This is a genomic window from Oryzicola mucosus (assembly GCF_014534685.1).
GTDB classification, from domain to species: domain Bacteria; phylum Pseudomonadota; class Alphaproteobacteria; order Rhizobiales; family Rhizobiaceae; genus Oryzicola; species Oryzicola mucosus.
The window spans coordinates 649741-663994 of sequence record NZ_JACVVX010000001.1; the positions used below are offsets into that span (position 1 = coordinate 649741).

Annotated in this window: 14 protein-coding genes; 12 read left to right on the forward strand and 2 right to left on the reverse strand. The window is 63.2% G+C overall.

Going from position 1 to position 14254, the window contains the following annotated elements:
* The first annotated feature begins 217 nt into the window (after positions 1 to 217).
* Positions 218 to 1225 (forward strand): S1 family serine peptidase, encoded by a 1008-nt coding sequence (locus ICI42_RS03020; protein WP_230980187.1) that lies wholly within the window; start codon positions 218 to 220, stop codon positions 1223 to 1225.
* A 45-nt stretch (positions 1226 to 1270) separates the two neighbouring features.
* Here ICI42_RS03020 and grpE read toward each other — a convergent pair whose 3' ends face one another.
* On the reverse strand, positions 1271 to 1900 hold the full coding sequence (grpE, locus tag ICI42_RS03025) for a nucleotide exchange factor GrpE (RefSeq protein WP_188163038.1): 630 nt from the start codon (positions 1898 to 1900) through the stop codon (positions 1271 to 1273).
* A 262-nt stretch (positions 1901 to 2162) separates the two neighbouring features.
* Here grpE and ICI42_RS03030 point away from each other — a divergent pair, with 262 nt between their 5' ends.
* Both ICI42_RS03030 and ICI42_RS03035 read left to right on the forward strand, forming a co-directional pair.
* Entirely contained in the window at positions 2163 to 3014 is an 852-nt protein-coding gene (locus tag ICI42_RS03030) for a sulfite exporter TauE/SafE family protein (RefSeq protein ID WP_188163693.1), read from the forward strand.
* Positions 3015 to 3094: 80 nt separating this feature from the next.
* The gene (locus tag ICI42_RS03035; RefSeq protein ID WP_230980133.1) at positions 3095 to 4036 is read left to right on the forward strand and encodes a sugar-binding transcriptional regulator; all 942 of its coding nucleotides are present in this window, start codon (positions 3095 to 3097) and stop codon (positions 4034 to 4036) included.
* Between the two features lie 5 nt (positions 4037 to 4041).
* On the opposite strand, the gene ICI42_RS03040 is transcribed toward ICI42_RS03035, so the two are convergent.
* Positions 4042 to 4230, reverse strand: a complete 189-nt coding sequence (locus ICI42_RS03040; protein ID WP_188163040.1) for a hypothetical protein — start codon at positions 4228 to 4230, stop codon at positions 4042 to 4044.
* A gap of 123 nt (positions 4231 to 4353) precedes the next feature.
* Here ICI42_RS03040 and ICI42_RS03045 point away from each other — a divergent pair, with 123 nt between their 5' ends.
* From ICI42_RS03045 to ICI42_RS03085, 9 genes are all read left to right on the forward strand, one after another.
* Positions 4354 to 5247 carry a LysR substrate-binding domain-containing protein gene (locus ICI42_RS03045; RefSeq protein ID WP_188163041.1) on the forward strand — a complete coding sequence of 298 codons (894 nt, stop codon included), beginning with the start codon at positions 4354 to 4356 and terminating at the stop codon, positions 5245 to 5247.
* Between the two features lie 131 nt (positions 5248 to 5378).
* Entirely contained in the window at positions 5379 to 6692 is a 1314-nt protein-coding gene (locus tag ICI42_RS03050; RefSeq protein ID WP_188163042.1) for an ABC transporter substrate-binding protein, read from the forward strand.
* Between the two features lie 155 nt (positions 6693 to 6847).
* Positions 6848 to 7720, forward strand: coding sequence for a carbohydrate ABC transporter permease (locus tag ICI42_RS03055; RefSeq protein ID WP_188163043.1), 873 nt, complete (start codon positions 6848 to 6850; stop codon positions 7718 to 7720).
* Between the two features lie 9 nt (positions 7721 to 7729).
* Positions 7730 to 8554, forward strand: coding sequence for a carbohydrate ABC transporter permease (locus ICI42_RS03060; protein WP_188163044.1), 825 nt, complete (start codon positions 7730 to 7732; stop codon positions 8552 to 8554).
* Between the two features lie 11 nt (positions 8555 to 8565).
* A complete protein-coding gene (locus tag ICI42_RS03065; RefSeq protein ID WP_188163045.1) occupies positions 8566 to 9567 on the forward strand; it encodes an ABC transporter ATP-binding protein in 1002 nt (333 codons plus the stop codon).
* Positions 9564 to 10337, forward strand: a complete 774-nt coding sequence (locus ICI42_RS03070) for an L-iditol 2-dehydrogenase (protein ID WP_188163046.1) — start codon at positions 9564 to 9566, stop codon at positions 10335 to 10337. Before ICI42_RS03065 ends, ICI42_RS03070 begins: the two co-directional genes overlap by 4 nt.
* Positions 10338 to 10509: 172 nt before the next feature.
* Positions 10510 to 11988 carry a mannitol dehydrogenase family protein gene (locus ICI42_RS03075; protein ID WP_188163047.1) on the forward strand — a complete coding sequence of 493 codons (1479 nt, stop codon included), beginning with the start codon at positions 10510 to 10512 and terminating at the stop codon, positions 11986 to 11988.
* 6 nt (positions 11989 to 11994) lie between these two features.
* Positions 11995 to 12672, forward strand: a complete 678-nt coding sequence (locus tag ICI42_RS03080) for an HAD family hydrolase (RefSeq protein WP_188163048.1) — start codon at positions 11995 to 11997, stop codon at positions 12670 to 12672.
* A 10-nt stretch (positions 12673 to 12682) separates the two neighbouring features.
* Positions 12683 to 14254, forward strand: a complete 1572-nt coding sequence (locus tag ICI42_RS03085; protein WP_188163049.1) for an FGGY-family carbohydrate kinase — start codon at positions 12683 to 12685, stop codon at positions 14252 to 14254.

Here is a 14254-nt window from a genome sequence, read left to right on the forward strand (position 1 = left end):
CATCAATTTGTTGAAAAACAACGGAATTTTTTCTTGAGCCTTCTCCAGGCCGAAGCATCCCCTTCCCCCATCGACAAGTTTTGCCGCAAATAATCCAATATTGGCAAGACGAAATCGCTGCGTCTGGCCCGTGGGGGGCTTGATATCGCAGCCGGCGAAGATTTCATTGCTTCACCGCTCATGCGGGGTTTGGTCTCAGGAGGATCATTTGAACATCATGCAAGGTTCGGTCGCAGCAGCATCCATGCTGGCGATCACGGCGGCGCTTGCCTGCAGCCCAGCACAAGCCCGGGATGCGTCCGGCAGGGCTGAACTGTCGCCGAAAAGCCGGGTCACGCAGGCCCGGGCGCAGGCCAAGGAGGCCGACAAGGACGAAGGCGACCGCGTGTTCGGCGGGCTCGAGGCGGAAAAAGGCGCCTGGCCGTTCCAGGTGGCGCTGCTGAGCAGCGACATGCTCGACGAGCAACCGGCGTCGCAGACCGACGCCCAGTTCTGCGGCGGCAGCCTGATTGCGCCGCAATGGGTGCTGACGGCGGCGCACTGCCTTTATGACGGCGGCACCGCCATCGCGCCCGAAACCGTGACCATCCTGACCGAAGCGACCGACCTCGCTGAGGGCAAGCGCTACAAGGTCAGCCAGGTCATCGTGCATGAGGGCTATAGCGAGGTGTCGCTGGACAACGATATCGGTCTTCTGAAGCTCGTCGAACCGGCGGCCGCGCCCTCGATCAAGTTGCGAAAGAGCCGCGTCGAGAAGGGCAAAACCACCGTCATCGGCTGGGGCATGACGGATGACGGCAGCTTTCCGTCCGCGCTGATGCAGGCCGAGCTCGACCTTGCGCCAAACGCTGCCTGCAACGCCGGCATCAAGGACATCTACGCCAAGGATCTGCGCACCATGTTGAAGCAGATGTCGACGCGCATGCGCTATTCCGAGCGCGGCATCGATGCGGGCGCGGTAGCGATCGCGGGAGACATGGGCGATCCGCTGACGGACAACATGATCTGCGCCGGCACCACCACGGGCGCCCGCGACGCCTGCAATGGCGACAGCGGCGGGCCGCTGTTCGTGACCGGCAAGGATGGGGTGGAGCAGATCGGCATCGTCAACTGGGGCGAAGGGCCTTACGACGCGAATGCCGCCTGCGGCCATGCCAACGCCTATGGCGTCTATTCCCGTCTGTCCAATTACACCGACTGGATCGGGTCCAAGACCGGCCTCTGACAGATAACGGGCAACGGCTGGTACCGCCGTCGCCCTTTCTTCGGATCAGGCGTCGCGTTCGGCCTGTTCGTTGATCGGGCCGGGTTCGGCGGGCGCTTCCGCAGCGGCCTTCGGACCGCCCTTGGCGACGCCGACCATAGCGGGACGCAGCACGCGGTCGCCGATCGAATAGCCGGGCTGGACGACCTGGACCACCGTGTTGGCGGGAACCGCCGGGTTCGGCACCTCGAACATCGCCTGATGGAAGTTCGGGTCGAATTTTTCGCCTTCCGGGCTCAGCTTCTTGACGCCGTGGCGCTCCAGCGTGGTCAGCATGGAACGCTCGGTCATCTCGACGCCTTCGACCAGCGCGGTAAGGCCGGCCTCTCCGGCGGCACGCAGCTCGGCGGGCACCGCATCGATGGCGCGGCGCAGATTGTCGGAAACCGTCAGCATGTCGCGGGCAAAATTCGCCACCGAATAAGCGCGTGCATCCTGGACCTCGCGCGCCGTGCGGCGGCGCAGGTTTTCCATATCGGCGGCGATGCGCAGCGAGCGGTCCTTGAGTTCCTCGTTTTCCTTCATCAGGCGCACCAGCGCCTCGTAATCGCTATTGGCGTCGTCCGCGCCTTCCGGCTGAGCCTCGTCAACGATGGGCTCATCGAAGATGCGATCGTCTTTGTTCTGGTCGCTCATCTCAGCTTCCCGTTCTAAATGATGCCTGTAGGGTGCGCCCGATATCGAGGTTCGGGGGGCAAAAATCAAGAGGCGAAGCAGCCTGCGCGCAAGCGTTCGCCACCTTCGTCGCAGACCGGTACGACATTCCACAACACCGCGGCACGCGCCATTTCCCCGCTCCGATGACATTGCGACGGCGTTCTTGGCTGTTCAGCCGGGCGTTTCTGGTTTAGCTCGGTTGCAGGGCTCTCTTTCCACTGCTCCCGAGGTCAACCCCACGATGTATGGCATTCCCGTTTCCGACCTGATCCTGCTTGCTGTTTCGCTGTTGGCGGCAGGCGCGATAACCGGTCTCCTGGCCGGCGTATTCGGGGTCGGCGGCGGCGCGGTCGCGGTGCCTGTGCTGTATGAGCTTTTCCGCATTCTGGAAGTGCCGGAGGAGGTTCGAATGCCGCTGTGCATCGGCACCTCGCTCGCCATCATCATTCCAACCTCGGTACGCTCCTTTCGCGCGCATTTCGCCAAAGGCGCAGTCGACATGACGATCCTGCGGCAATGGGCCGTCCCGGTGGTCGTCGGTGTCGTCATGGGCAGCTTCATCGCGCGTTACGCGCCTGAGCAGCTGTTCAAGATCGTATTCGTCCTTGTTGCCGGCGTCTCTGCCATCCGGCTGCTCTTCGGCAAGGACAGTTGGCGTTTCGGCCTCGACATGCCCGGCAAGCTTCTCATGACCGTCTATGGCTGGATCATCGGCCTACTTTCGGCCTTGATGGGCATCGGCGGGGGGCAATTGTCCAACCTGTTCATGACTTTCTACGGCAGGCCGATCCACCAGGCGGTGGCGACGTCTTCGGGGCTCGGCATCCTGATCTCGATCCCAGGCGCCATCGGCTACATCTATGCCGGCTGGCCGCGCGCCGCAGAGTTTCCTGGCGTCGCCGCCCTGCAGCCGCCCCTGGCGCTCGGCTATGTCTCGCTGATCGGATTGCTGCTGTTCATCCCCACCAGCATCATGACCGCCCCGGTCGGCGCCCGCCTGGCGCACTCTTTGTCCAAGCGGCGGCTGGAGGTCGCCTTCGGTATCTTCCTGCTGCTGATCTGCCTGCGCTTTGCCTGGAGCCTGTTCGTCTGATTGCCGCTTGTCGGCGACCGGGAAATGGTCTTATCAATTGCCACCCCGGCTGAGGAAGGCGCGCAGAGCAGACCATGACGATGAGCGGCTCCAGACTGGACGATGCGGCCCGAGCAGCCTGGCTGTATTATGTTGCCGGCAACACGCAGGACCAGATCGCCGCCAAGCTCGGCGTTTCCCGGCAATCCGCCCAGCGGCTCGTGTCGCTGGCGCAGGCCGAAGGGCTGGTCAAGGTGCGCATCGACCATCCCATCGCACAGTGCCTGACCTTGTCGCGGCAACTGGCCGACCGTTTCGGCCTTGCCTTCGTCGAGGTCGTCCCTTCCGATCCAGGGTCGGATTCGACCACGCTCGGGGTGGCTCAAGCCACCGGCGCGGAGATCGAACGCTGGCTGCGCCGCGAGGACCCGACCATCATCGCGATGGGTACCGGCCGCACGCTGAAGGCTGCCATCGAACAGCTGCCGCCGATCGAATGTCCGCAGCACAAGGTGGTTTCGCTGACCGGCAACATCGCACCGGATGGCTCGGCAGCCTTTTACAACGTCGTCTTCACTATGGCCGACACCGTCAAGTCGCGCTCCTTCCCGATGCCGCTGCCGGTCATCGTCTCCTCGCTCGAGGAGCGCACCATGCTGCAGGGCCAGCCGATGATCCGCGCCACGCTGGATCTCGCGGCGCAGGCCCATGTCGCCTTCATCGGCATCGGCGACCTCAGCGATTCGGCGCCGCTTTATCTCGACGGCTTCATCACACGCGACGACCTCAGTGCCCTGCAGCAGGCGGGCGCCGTGGGAGAGATCGTCGGCCGCGCCTTCGACGCCGAAGGTCGCGTGATCGAGGGCCTGACCAATGACAGGGTGGCAAGCGCCGTCCTGCCCGATCCCGCCCGTTGCACCATCATCGCCAGCGCGATGGGCAGGCGAAAGCTTCCCGCCATAGCCGCCGCCATACAGGGCAAAATGATCAACGGCCTGATCACCGACGAGACCACCGCGGAAGCGCTGCTGCAACACCGCTAGCGATGTCAGCGACGACGCGGCGTGGGATCCTTTCCGTCGATGACGCCGACATCCCGCTGCAGGTGATCCGGCAGAGTGCGCAGATCGACGATGCGCTTGCGCCGGGGAAGCCGGAACGGTGCGCGCAGAAGCAGCAGCAGGATGGCGCCAAAGCCGGTGGAGCGCTTGGAGGTATGCGTTTCGCAGATGCTCATGATGTTTGTCCTTCCGTCGCCGACGATCGCCTTGACGATCGCACTTGTTCGTTGACATCGACTCTGGCGACAAAATGCTTGCAATTCCAATCGAATGACGATCTCCTGACATAAGGAGATTTAATGGATAGACCCGACCTTCTTCCGCCGCTGACCGCCGTGCGCGCCTTTCACGCCGTCGCCCGCCACCTCAGCTTCACCAAGGCAGCGGAAGAACTGGGCATGACGCAAGCCGCCGTCAGCTATCAGATCAAGGTTCTGGAAGACCGCGTCGGCTCGGCGCTATTTCTGAGGAAGCCGCGCCAGATCGAACTGACGGAAGCGGGCCTGAGGCTGCAGCCGGGCGTGGCCGAAGCTTTCGCGCTGATAACAGACGCTTATGCTGCCGCTCGCGGCGAGGCCGGCGGTATTCTCAACATCACCAGCGCACCGACCTTCGCATCGAACTGGCTGGCGCGCCGGATCGGGTCGTTCCAGATGTCCAATCCGAAGCTCGCCGTGCGTTTCGAAACCTCCGGGAAGGTCTTCGATCTCAGCCGCGAAGGCTACGACGTGGCGATTCGCACGGGATTCGGCGATTGGCCGGGGATGGCGCGGCATATGGTGATGAAAACCCTGTTCACGCCCATGCTCAGCCCCAGCCTTCTTCAGCGCGCAGGCCCTCTAGACAGGCCGGCGGACCTGCTGAAGCTGCCCATTCTCGATCCCAGCGACCCGTGGTGGGAGCGGTGGTTCGATGCCGCGGGGCTGCCGCGCGATGGGCTGCACGACAGGCCGGCCAACAATTTCGGCTCGCAGGCGCTGGAAGCGAATGCCGCCATCGCAGGCAACGGCGTCGCCATCCTGACGCCGGCTTTCGTCGCCGACGAATTGCGCCACGGCCGCCTCGTCCAGCCTTTCGACATCGTTGCGGGCGATGAGAAGGCGCATTGGCTGGTCTATCCCGAAGCACGGCGCAATGTGCCGAAAATCAAAGCCTTTCGCGAGTGGCTGCTGGCCGAAGCGGATAGCGAATAGGCCTTCTATCGGATTCGGAACCCAGCTTGCTGCAGCGCAGCGACGATTTCACTTGACCTTTTCAAGGATTGAGTGAGTAATTGCCCACACACAAAGCATTTGCTCATTAGTGTGAACCAGGGAGGGTTTCCATGAAAGCCAAAACGCTCGCGTTGAGCGCATGTTCGCTGCTGGCCATGATGATGGCTGCTAAAGCAGAGACGCTGACCATCGCCACCGTCAACAACGGTGACATGATCCGCATGCAGAAGCTGACCGACGACTTCACCAGCAAGAACCCGGATATCCAGCTTCAGTGGGTGACGCTGGAAGAAAACGTGCTGCGTGAGCGCGTCACGACCGACATCGCCACCAAGGGCGGCCAGTACGACGTCCTCACCATCGGCAACTACGAAGTGCCGATCTGGGCCAAGCAGGGCTGGCTTCTGGAACTGAACGACCTCGGCTCCAACTACGAGGTCGACGATCTCCTGCCGGCGATCCGGGGCGGACTTTCGGTCGATGACAAGCTTTATGCCGCGCCGTTCTACGGCGAATCCGCCATGACCATCTACCGCACCGATCTGCTGGAAAAGGCCGGCATGAAGATGCCGGAAGAGCCGACCTGGGAATTCATCGGCGAGGCAGCGCGCAAGATCACCGACCGTGCGACCGGCGTCAACGGCATCTGCCTTCGCGGCAAGGCCGGCTGGGGCGAAAACATGGCCTTCATCACCGCGCTGGCCAACTCTTTCGGCGCACGCTGGTTCGACGAACAATGGAAGCCGCAGTTCGACCAGCCCGAATGGAAGGAAGCACTGCAGTTCTATGTCGACCTGATGAAGGACGCGGGACCGCAGGGTGCCTCCGCCAACGGGTTCAACGAGAACCTGACGCTGTTCCAGCAGGGCAAGTGCGGCATGTGGATGGACGCCACCAGCGCCGGCTCCTTCGTGTCTAACCCCAAGGATTCGACCGTCGCCGACAAGGTGGCCTATACGGTGTTCCCCTCCAAGGGCGAGTTGAAGAACCACGGCAATTGGTTGTGGTCATGGAACCTCGCAGTGCCGGCAAGCTCGCAGAAGGCCGACGCAGCGAAGAAGTTCATCTCCTGGGCGACCGACAAGGCTTACACCGAACTCGTCGCATCGAAGGAAGGCTGGGCCAACGTGCCTCCGGGCACCCGCACGTCCCTCTACAAGAACGATGAGTATCTGAAGGCCGCAGCTTTCGCTTCGACCACTCTGGCTGCGATGGACGCCGCCGACATCACCAAGCCGACCGTCAAGCCGGTGCCGTATACGGGCGGCCAGTTCGTCGCCATTCCTGAGTTCCAGGGCATCGGAACGACGGTGGGCCAGCTCTTCTCGGCTGTTATCGCCGGGCAGTCCACGGTCGATGACGCGCTCGCTCAGGCACAGTCGATCACCACGCGTGAAATGACACGCGCGGGCTACATCAAGTAAGCTCCTCTCTGGACAAGCACCCGGCTTCGGCCGGGTGCCCTCTCCTGCCTCAGGCACGCCTTCGAAGCAGGACGCTCCGACGCAGTCATTGCGGCAGCGCCGGGAGCCCGGTTCCCAAACCACGCACTTAGCATGCAGACGCGGGAGGAAACGCAATGGCCACGCGAAACACAAGCACGCTTGCACGGTTCATGATGGCGCCCGCCGTCGGTCTGCTGCTGATCTGGATGATCGTGCCGCTGGCGATGACGCTGTGGTATTCGTTCCAGAACTACAACCTGCTCAACCCCATCAACCGCAGCTGGGCAGGCTTCGAGAACTATTATTATTTCTATACCGACCCTGCCTTCTGGCAGTCGATCGCCAACACCATGACCATCGTGCTCGGTGTGCTTGCCATCACCGTCATCGGCGGCATCCTGCTCGCGATCCTGATCGACCAACCGATGTTCGGTCAGGGCTTCGTCCGCATCCTGGTGATCTCGCCCTTCTTCGTCATGCCGCCGGTGGCCGCGCTGATCTGGAAGAACATGATCATGCATCCCAGCTATGGCGTGTTCGCCGACATGGCGCGATGGCTCGGCTTCCAGCCCGTCGACTGGTTCGGCCAATACCCGCTTTTCTCGATCGTCATCATCGTCGCCTGGCAGTGGCTGCCTTTCGCCACGCTGATCCTGCTGACCGCCCTGCAGTCGCTTGACGGCGAGCAGAAGGAAGCAGCGGAGATGGACGGCGCCGGCGTGCTCAGCCGCTTCATCCACCTGACGCTGCCGCATCTGGCGCGCTCGATCACCGTCGTGATCCTGATCCAGACCATCTTCCTGCTGGCGGTTTATGCCGAGATCCTGGTGACCACCAATGGCGGCCCCGGCTTCGCCTCCACCAACCTCGCCTTCCTGATCTATCGCACGGCCCTGTTGTCCTACGACGTGGGCGGCGCATCGGCGGGCGGCGTCATCGCAGTCATCCTCGCCAACATCGTCGCCTTCTTCCTGATGCGCACGGTCGGCAAGAACCTGGACCGGTAGGAGAACATCATGGCTCGCGCGGTTACAACCCAACGCAAAGTCTTCTTCACGGTCGCCTCATGGGCCGTGGCGCTGCTGATCTTCTTTCCGATCCTCTACACCGTCATCACCTCGCTGAAGTCCGAGACGGAGGCGATCCAGGGGTTCGGGCTGATCCCGTCCTTCACCTTCGAGAACTATGTGCTGGTGCAGACCCAGAACGGCTATTTCAAACCGTTCATGAATTCCGTCGTCATCTCCGTCGGTTCGACGCTGATCGCCCTGCTGATCGCAGTACCCGCCGCCTGGGCGATGGCGTTCTCGCCGACCAAGCGGACCAAGGACATCCTGATGTGGATGCTGTCGACCAAGATGATGCCGGCTGTCGGCGTTCTGGTGCCGATGTACCTGATCTTCCGTGACACAGCCCTGCTCGATACGCGGCTCGGACTGACGGTTGTTCTCACCATGATCAACCTGCCGATCGTGGTCTGGATGCTCTACACCTACTTCCGCGAGATTCCGGGCGAAATCCTGGAAGCCGCACGGATGGACGGAGCTTCGCTGTGGAACGAAATCGTCCATGTGCTGACGCCCATGGCAGTGCCGGGCATCGCATCGACCATGCTGCTCAACATCATCCTGGCATGGAACGAAGCGTTCTGGTCGATCCGGCTGTCGGCAGCCAACGCCGCGCCGCTGACCGCCTTCATCGCCTCGTTCTCCAGCCCGCAAGGCCTGTTCTGGGCAAAACTATCCGCCGCCTCGACGCTCGCCATCGCACCGATCCTCGTCATGGGTTGGTTCTCGCAGCGCCAGCTCGTCCGCGGTCTCACCTTCGGCGCCGTGAAATAGGGGACACCACAATGGGCATGATCGAACTCAAAGGCGTCCACAAATCCTTCGGCGGCACCAATGTCATTCCGAAGGTGGACCTCGCGATCCAGAACGGCGAATTCGTCGTCTTCGTCGGGCCTTCCGGCTGCGGCAAGTCCACGTTGCTCCGGCTTATCGCCGGGCTGGAGGACACGACTTCCGGCCACATCACCATCGACGGCCGAGATGTCACCGGCGAGCCGCCGGCCAAGCGCGGACTCGCCATGGTGTTCCAGTCCTATGCGCTGTACCCGCATATGAGCGTCTACAAGAACATCGCCTTCCCGCTAAAGATGGCCGGCATCGACCCAGCGGAAATCGACCGCAAGGTCAAAGCAGCGGCCGCCACGCTGAACCTGACCAGCTATCTCGAACGGCGGCCCGGACAGCTTTCGGGCGGCCAGCGCCAGCGCGTCGCCATCGGCCGCGCCATCGTGCGCCAGCCCAAGGCGTTCCTGTTCGACGAGCCGCTGTCCAACCTCGACGCCTCGCTGCGCGGAACGATGCGGCTCGAGATTTCCGAGCTGCACCACCAGCTCAAGACGACGATGATTTACGTCACGCACGACCAGGTCGAAGCCATGACCATGGCCGACAAGATCGTCGTGCTGAATGCCGGCAATATCGAGCAGGTCGGCTCGCCAATGGAACTCTATCGCAACCCGCGCAACCTGTTCGTTGCGGGATTCATCGGCTCGCCCCGTATGAACCTGATCTCCGGCAAAGCCGCCGAAGAGCATGGAGCGACCACCATCGGCATCCGCCCGGAGCATGTCTCGATTTCCAAAACCGGCGGCACCTGGAGCGGCACGGTCGGCGTCGCAGAGCATCTCGGCTCCGATACCTTCCTGCACGTCCACACCGATGGCGTGGGCACGATCACCGTGCGCACCGGCGGCGAAATCGGCCTCGACCATGGCGCCAAGGTCTGGCTGACGCCGCAACCCGACAAGCTGCACCGTTTCGACAAAGAAGGATTGGCAATCGCATGACCCGGCTCCAAGGCAAATCCGCTCTTATCACGGGTTCCGCGCGCGGCATCGGACGCACTTTTGCCGAGGCCTATGTGCGCGAAGGCGCGACGGTCGCCATCGGCGACATCGATCTGGCGCGCGCCGAAGCGACGGCGAAGGACATCGGCGCATCCGCTTACGCGGTGCAGCTCGACGTCACCGACCAGGCATCCATCGATGCCGCCGTTCAGGCCGTCGACGACAGGACCGGCGGCATCGACATCCTGATCAACAACGCAGCGCTGTTCGATCTCGCGCCCATCACCGAGATCACCCGCGCAAGCTATGAAAAGCTCTTTTCCGTCAATGTCGCCGGCACGCTGTTTACCCTGCAGGCAGCCGCCCGCTCGATGATAAAGCGTGGCAAGAGCGGCAAGATCATCAACATGGCAAGCCAGGCGGGGCGTCGTGGCGAGGCCGTCGTGGCGATCTATTGCGCGACCAAGGCGGCCGTCATCAGCCTGACCCAGTCAGCGGGCCTGGACCTGATCAAGCACGGCATCAACGTCAACGCGATCGCGCCCGGCGTGGTCGACGGCGAGCACTGGGATCACGTCGATTCGCTGTTTGCCCGCTACGAAAACCGTCCGCTGGGCGAGAAGAAGCGACTGGTGGGTGAAAGCGTACCCTATGGCCGTATGGGCACGGCCCATGACCTGACGGGCATGGCGGTGTTCCTGGCCTCCGCCGAGGCCGATTACATCGTCGCCCAGACCTACAATGTCGACGGCGGCAACTGGATGAGTTGAATGGATTCCTCTCCCCGCTAGCGGGAGAAGATGTCGGCAGGCAGGTGAGGAGCAGCGGCGTCATCCAAGGTGTCTGTGCTGCCCCTCATCCGACCCTTCGGGCCACCTTCTCCTCGTGAAGGGGGAGAAGGGATCGCGATTGCCGGCGCTCCAACAAAAAAGGCGTCTTGAAATGACAAGCAAACTCTCCCTCGCCACCTTGGCTTCACTGCCGAAGTCTGTCGGCACACCGTCCTACGAGCGCCAGGACCTGAGAGCCGGCATCGTGCATTTCGGCGTCGGCAATTTCCATCGCGCGCATCAGGCGGTCTATCTCGACGATCTGTTCAACGCGGGTCTTGGCCTCGATTGGGCTCTTGTCGGTGCCGGCGTGTTGCCATCGGACGAGGCGATGCGCTCGGTGCTTGCGGCGCAGGACAATCTCACCACCGTGGTCGAACAGGATGCCGATGTCAGTTCGGCACGCATCACCGGCGCCATGATCGACTATCTCAAGCCGGGCGATGCCGAGAGCATCGTGTCCAAGCTGGCCGACCCGGCCATTCGCATCGCGTCGCTGACGATCACCGAAGGCGGCTACTTCATCGATCCGGCATCGGGTACGTTCAATCCGGCTCATCCCGACATCGCAGCCGATGGCGCAGCACCCGATAAGCCGCGCACCGTGTTCGGCCTGCTGGTCGCCGGCCTGAAGCGCCGCCGCGCCGAAGGCATCCCGCCCTTCACCGTCATGTCCTGCGACAACATCCCCCACAATGGCGTGGTTACGAAGAACGCCGTCGTTGGTCTTGCCCAGATCTCCGATCCAGAACTCGCCGCCTGGATCGCGGCTGAGGTTGCGTTTCCCAATGGCATGGTCGACCGCATAACGCCGGCGACCGGCGCGCGCGAAAAAACCATCGCGAAGGAAGAATTCGGCATCGACGACCAATGGCCGGTGTTTTGCGAGAGCTTCAAACAGTGGGTGCTGGAGGACAACTTCCCGGCCGGTCGCCCGCCGCTGGAGAAGGTCGGCGTGCAGTTCGTGCCGGACGTGTCTCCCTACGAGCACATGAAAATCCGCATTCTCAATGGCGGCCATGCCGTCATCGCCTATCCGGCGGGGCTTATGGACATCCACTTCGTCCACGAAGCGATGGAGAACGAGCTGGTCGCCGCCTTCCTGCGCAAGATCGAGACCGAAGAGATCATTCCGATCGTGCCGCCGGTACCCGACACCGACCTCGCCGACTATTTCGCGCTGATCGAGCGCCGCTTCGCCAACCCCAAGATCGGCGACACAGTGCGCCGGCTGTGCCTGGACGGATCGAACCGGCAGCCGAAATTCATCCTGCCTTCCACCGCCGACCGGCTGAAGCAAGGCCTGCCTGTTCCCGGCCTCGCGCTGGAATCCGCGCTGTGGTGCCGCTACTGCTATGGCACGACCGAAAGCGGCAAGACAATCGAGCCCAACGACCCTTCCTGGGACAGGCTGCAAAAGGCCGCGAAAACCGCGCGCGAAGACCCGATGGCGTGGCTTGCCATGGAAGACATCTTCGGCGAGGTCGGACGCTCCGAGGTGTTCCGCAAGGCCTTCGCCACGGCACTCGATGCGCTGTGGAAGGATGGGACGGAAGCCGTCCTGCGGCGCTATCTCGCCGGCGACCTGTAGCTCGTCATGGACGGAAAGCCTGGTCCCGACCTGGTGATCTTCGACTGCGACGGCGTTCTTGTCGACAGCGAGCCAATCTCGGTCGCAGTCCTGCTGGAGGTGTTTGCCGAGGCAGGCGTACCGGTTGGCGAGGATGTCGCCTATAGCCGCTTCCTCGGTCGCTCCATGGCGTCGGTTGCCGCCATCATGGAAGACGAATTCGGGCTGGCGATCACCCCGCTGCATCTCGAATCTATACGGCTACGGCTGTACGAACGGTTCCTGGACGAACTCATGCCCATTCCCGGCATTGCGGAAACGCTGGACACGCTGACCGTGGCGCGTTGCGTGGCCTCCTCCAGCCAGCCCGAGCGCATTGCCCTATCGCTTGAGATCACTGGTCTACTGGAAAGGCTCGCGCCGCACCTGTATAGTTCGAGCATGGTGAAACACGGCAAACCGGCTCCCGATCTTTTTCTCCATGCCGCAGGGGCGATGGGCTGCGATCCCGCTCGCTGCCTGGTGATCGAAGACAGCCCCGCCGGCGTCGAGGCGGCACAGCGTGCCGGCATGAAGGTCTTTGCCTTCACAGGCGGTGCGCATGCCGACCGCAGCGGTCTCCGAAACGCTTTGGCTCCGCTTCACCCGGACTTGATCTTCGACGACATGCGCCTGCTGCCGTCGCTTCTGCGCCACGCAGCCTGACGTCGCCGCGATGAGCCGTCCTTACGTCTGCGCCGTCGACGTGGGTACAGGCAGCGCCCGCGCCGGCATCTTCGATAAAAGCGGCCACATGCTGGCGCGCGCCGAGCATGCAATCGCCATCCGCAAGCCGCTGCCCGATCACGCCGAACACAGTTCCGAAGACATATGGAGTGCGGTCTGCAAGGCGGTGCGGTCGACGCGCGAACGGGCTGGCGTCGCAGCCTCCGAGATAGCCGGCATCGGCTTCGACGCCACCTGCTCGCTGGTGGTTCTCGACGGGGATGGCCGCCCGCTCAGTGTCGCTGCCGACGGCAAAGAGGGCTGGGATACGTTGGTCTGGCTTGACCACAGGGCGCTTGGCGAATCCGACGCCTGCACCGCCACGCGGCATCCGGTGCTCGACTTCATCGGCGGAGCGATGTCGCCGGAAATGCAGACGCCGAAACTGATGTGGCTCAAACGGCATCTGCCCGCCATCTGGCAGCAGGCCGGCCACTTCTTCGACCTCGCCGATTTTCTCACCTGGAAGGCGACGGGCAGCACCGCGCGCTCGCAATGCACGCTGACCTGCAAATGGACGTATCTGCCGCATGACGGCGGCTGGAAGGCCGATTTCTTCGAGGCGGTGGGGCTGGAAGACATGCGCCGTCGCGGCGGCCTGCCCGACCAGGTCTCCCCGGTTGGCGCGTCCCTCGGCACGCTTTCGCCCGAGGCGGCGGACGCGCTGGGATTGGACACGCAATGCGCGGTCGCCACCGGCATGATCGATGCCTTCGCCGGTGCGCTGGGCGTGATCGGAGGGCATGTCGACCGCCATGCGCAAGGCCATATGGCCCTGATCGCCGGCACGTCGAGCTGCGTCATGAGCTTTTCCGCCGAGGAAATCCGCGCCGCCGGCATGTGGGGCCCCTATGTCGGAGCGGCCTTGCCCGGCCTGTGGATTTCCGAGGCCGGTCAATCGGCCACCGGCGCGCTGCTCGACCATGTCATCCGCTTGCATGGCGCCGGCGGCGAACCGTCGCCTGAGCGGCACGCCGCGATCATCGCCCGCATCAAGGCGTTGCGCGGAGATAATCCGGAGTTCGCCGCGGACCTTCACGTCCTGCCGGATTTTCACGGCAACCGCTCACCCTTCGCCGACCCGCACGCACGGGGCGTGGTCTCCGGCCTGACGCTCGACGCGTCCTTCGATGCGCTGTGCGCAGTCTACTGGCGCACGGCCGTGGCGATAGCGCTCGGCATACGCCATATCGTCGAGCATATGGAAGCCAGCGGCCATCACATCGAGATGCTTCATGTGACCGGCGGCCACACCCGCAACCCGCTGCTGATGGAGCTCTATGCCGACGCGACCACCATCGCCGTCAGCACCTGCGGCTCGGAAGACGCCGTGCTGTTGGGCACTGCGATGAACGCCGCTTCGGCAAGCGGCTGGTTCGATGACCTCGCCTCGGCCTGCAAGGCGATGCTCCCGCCGCAGCAGGTTCTAACAGCCGACCCATTCCGAAAGGCCGCATACGACAGAGATTACAAGGTGTTCCTCGCCATGCACCGGCATCGCCGGGAACTGCAGGCCCTCTGA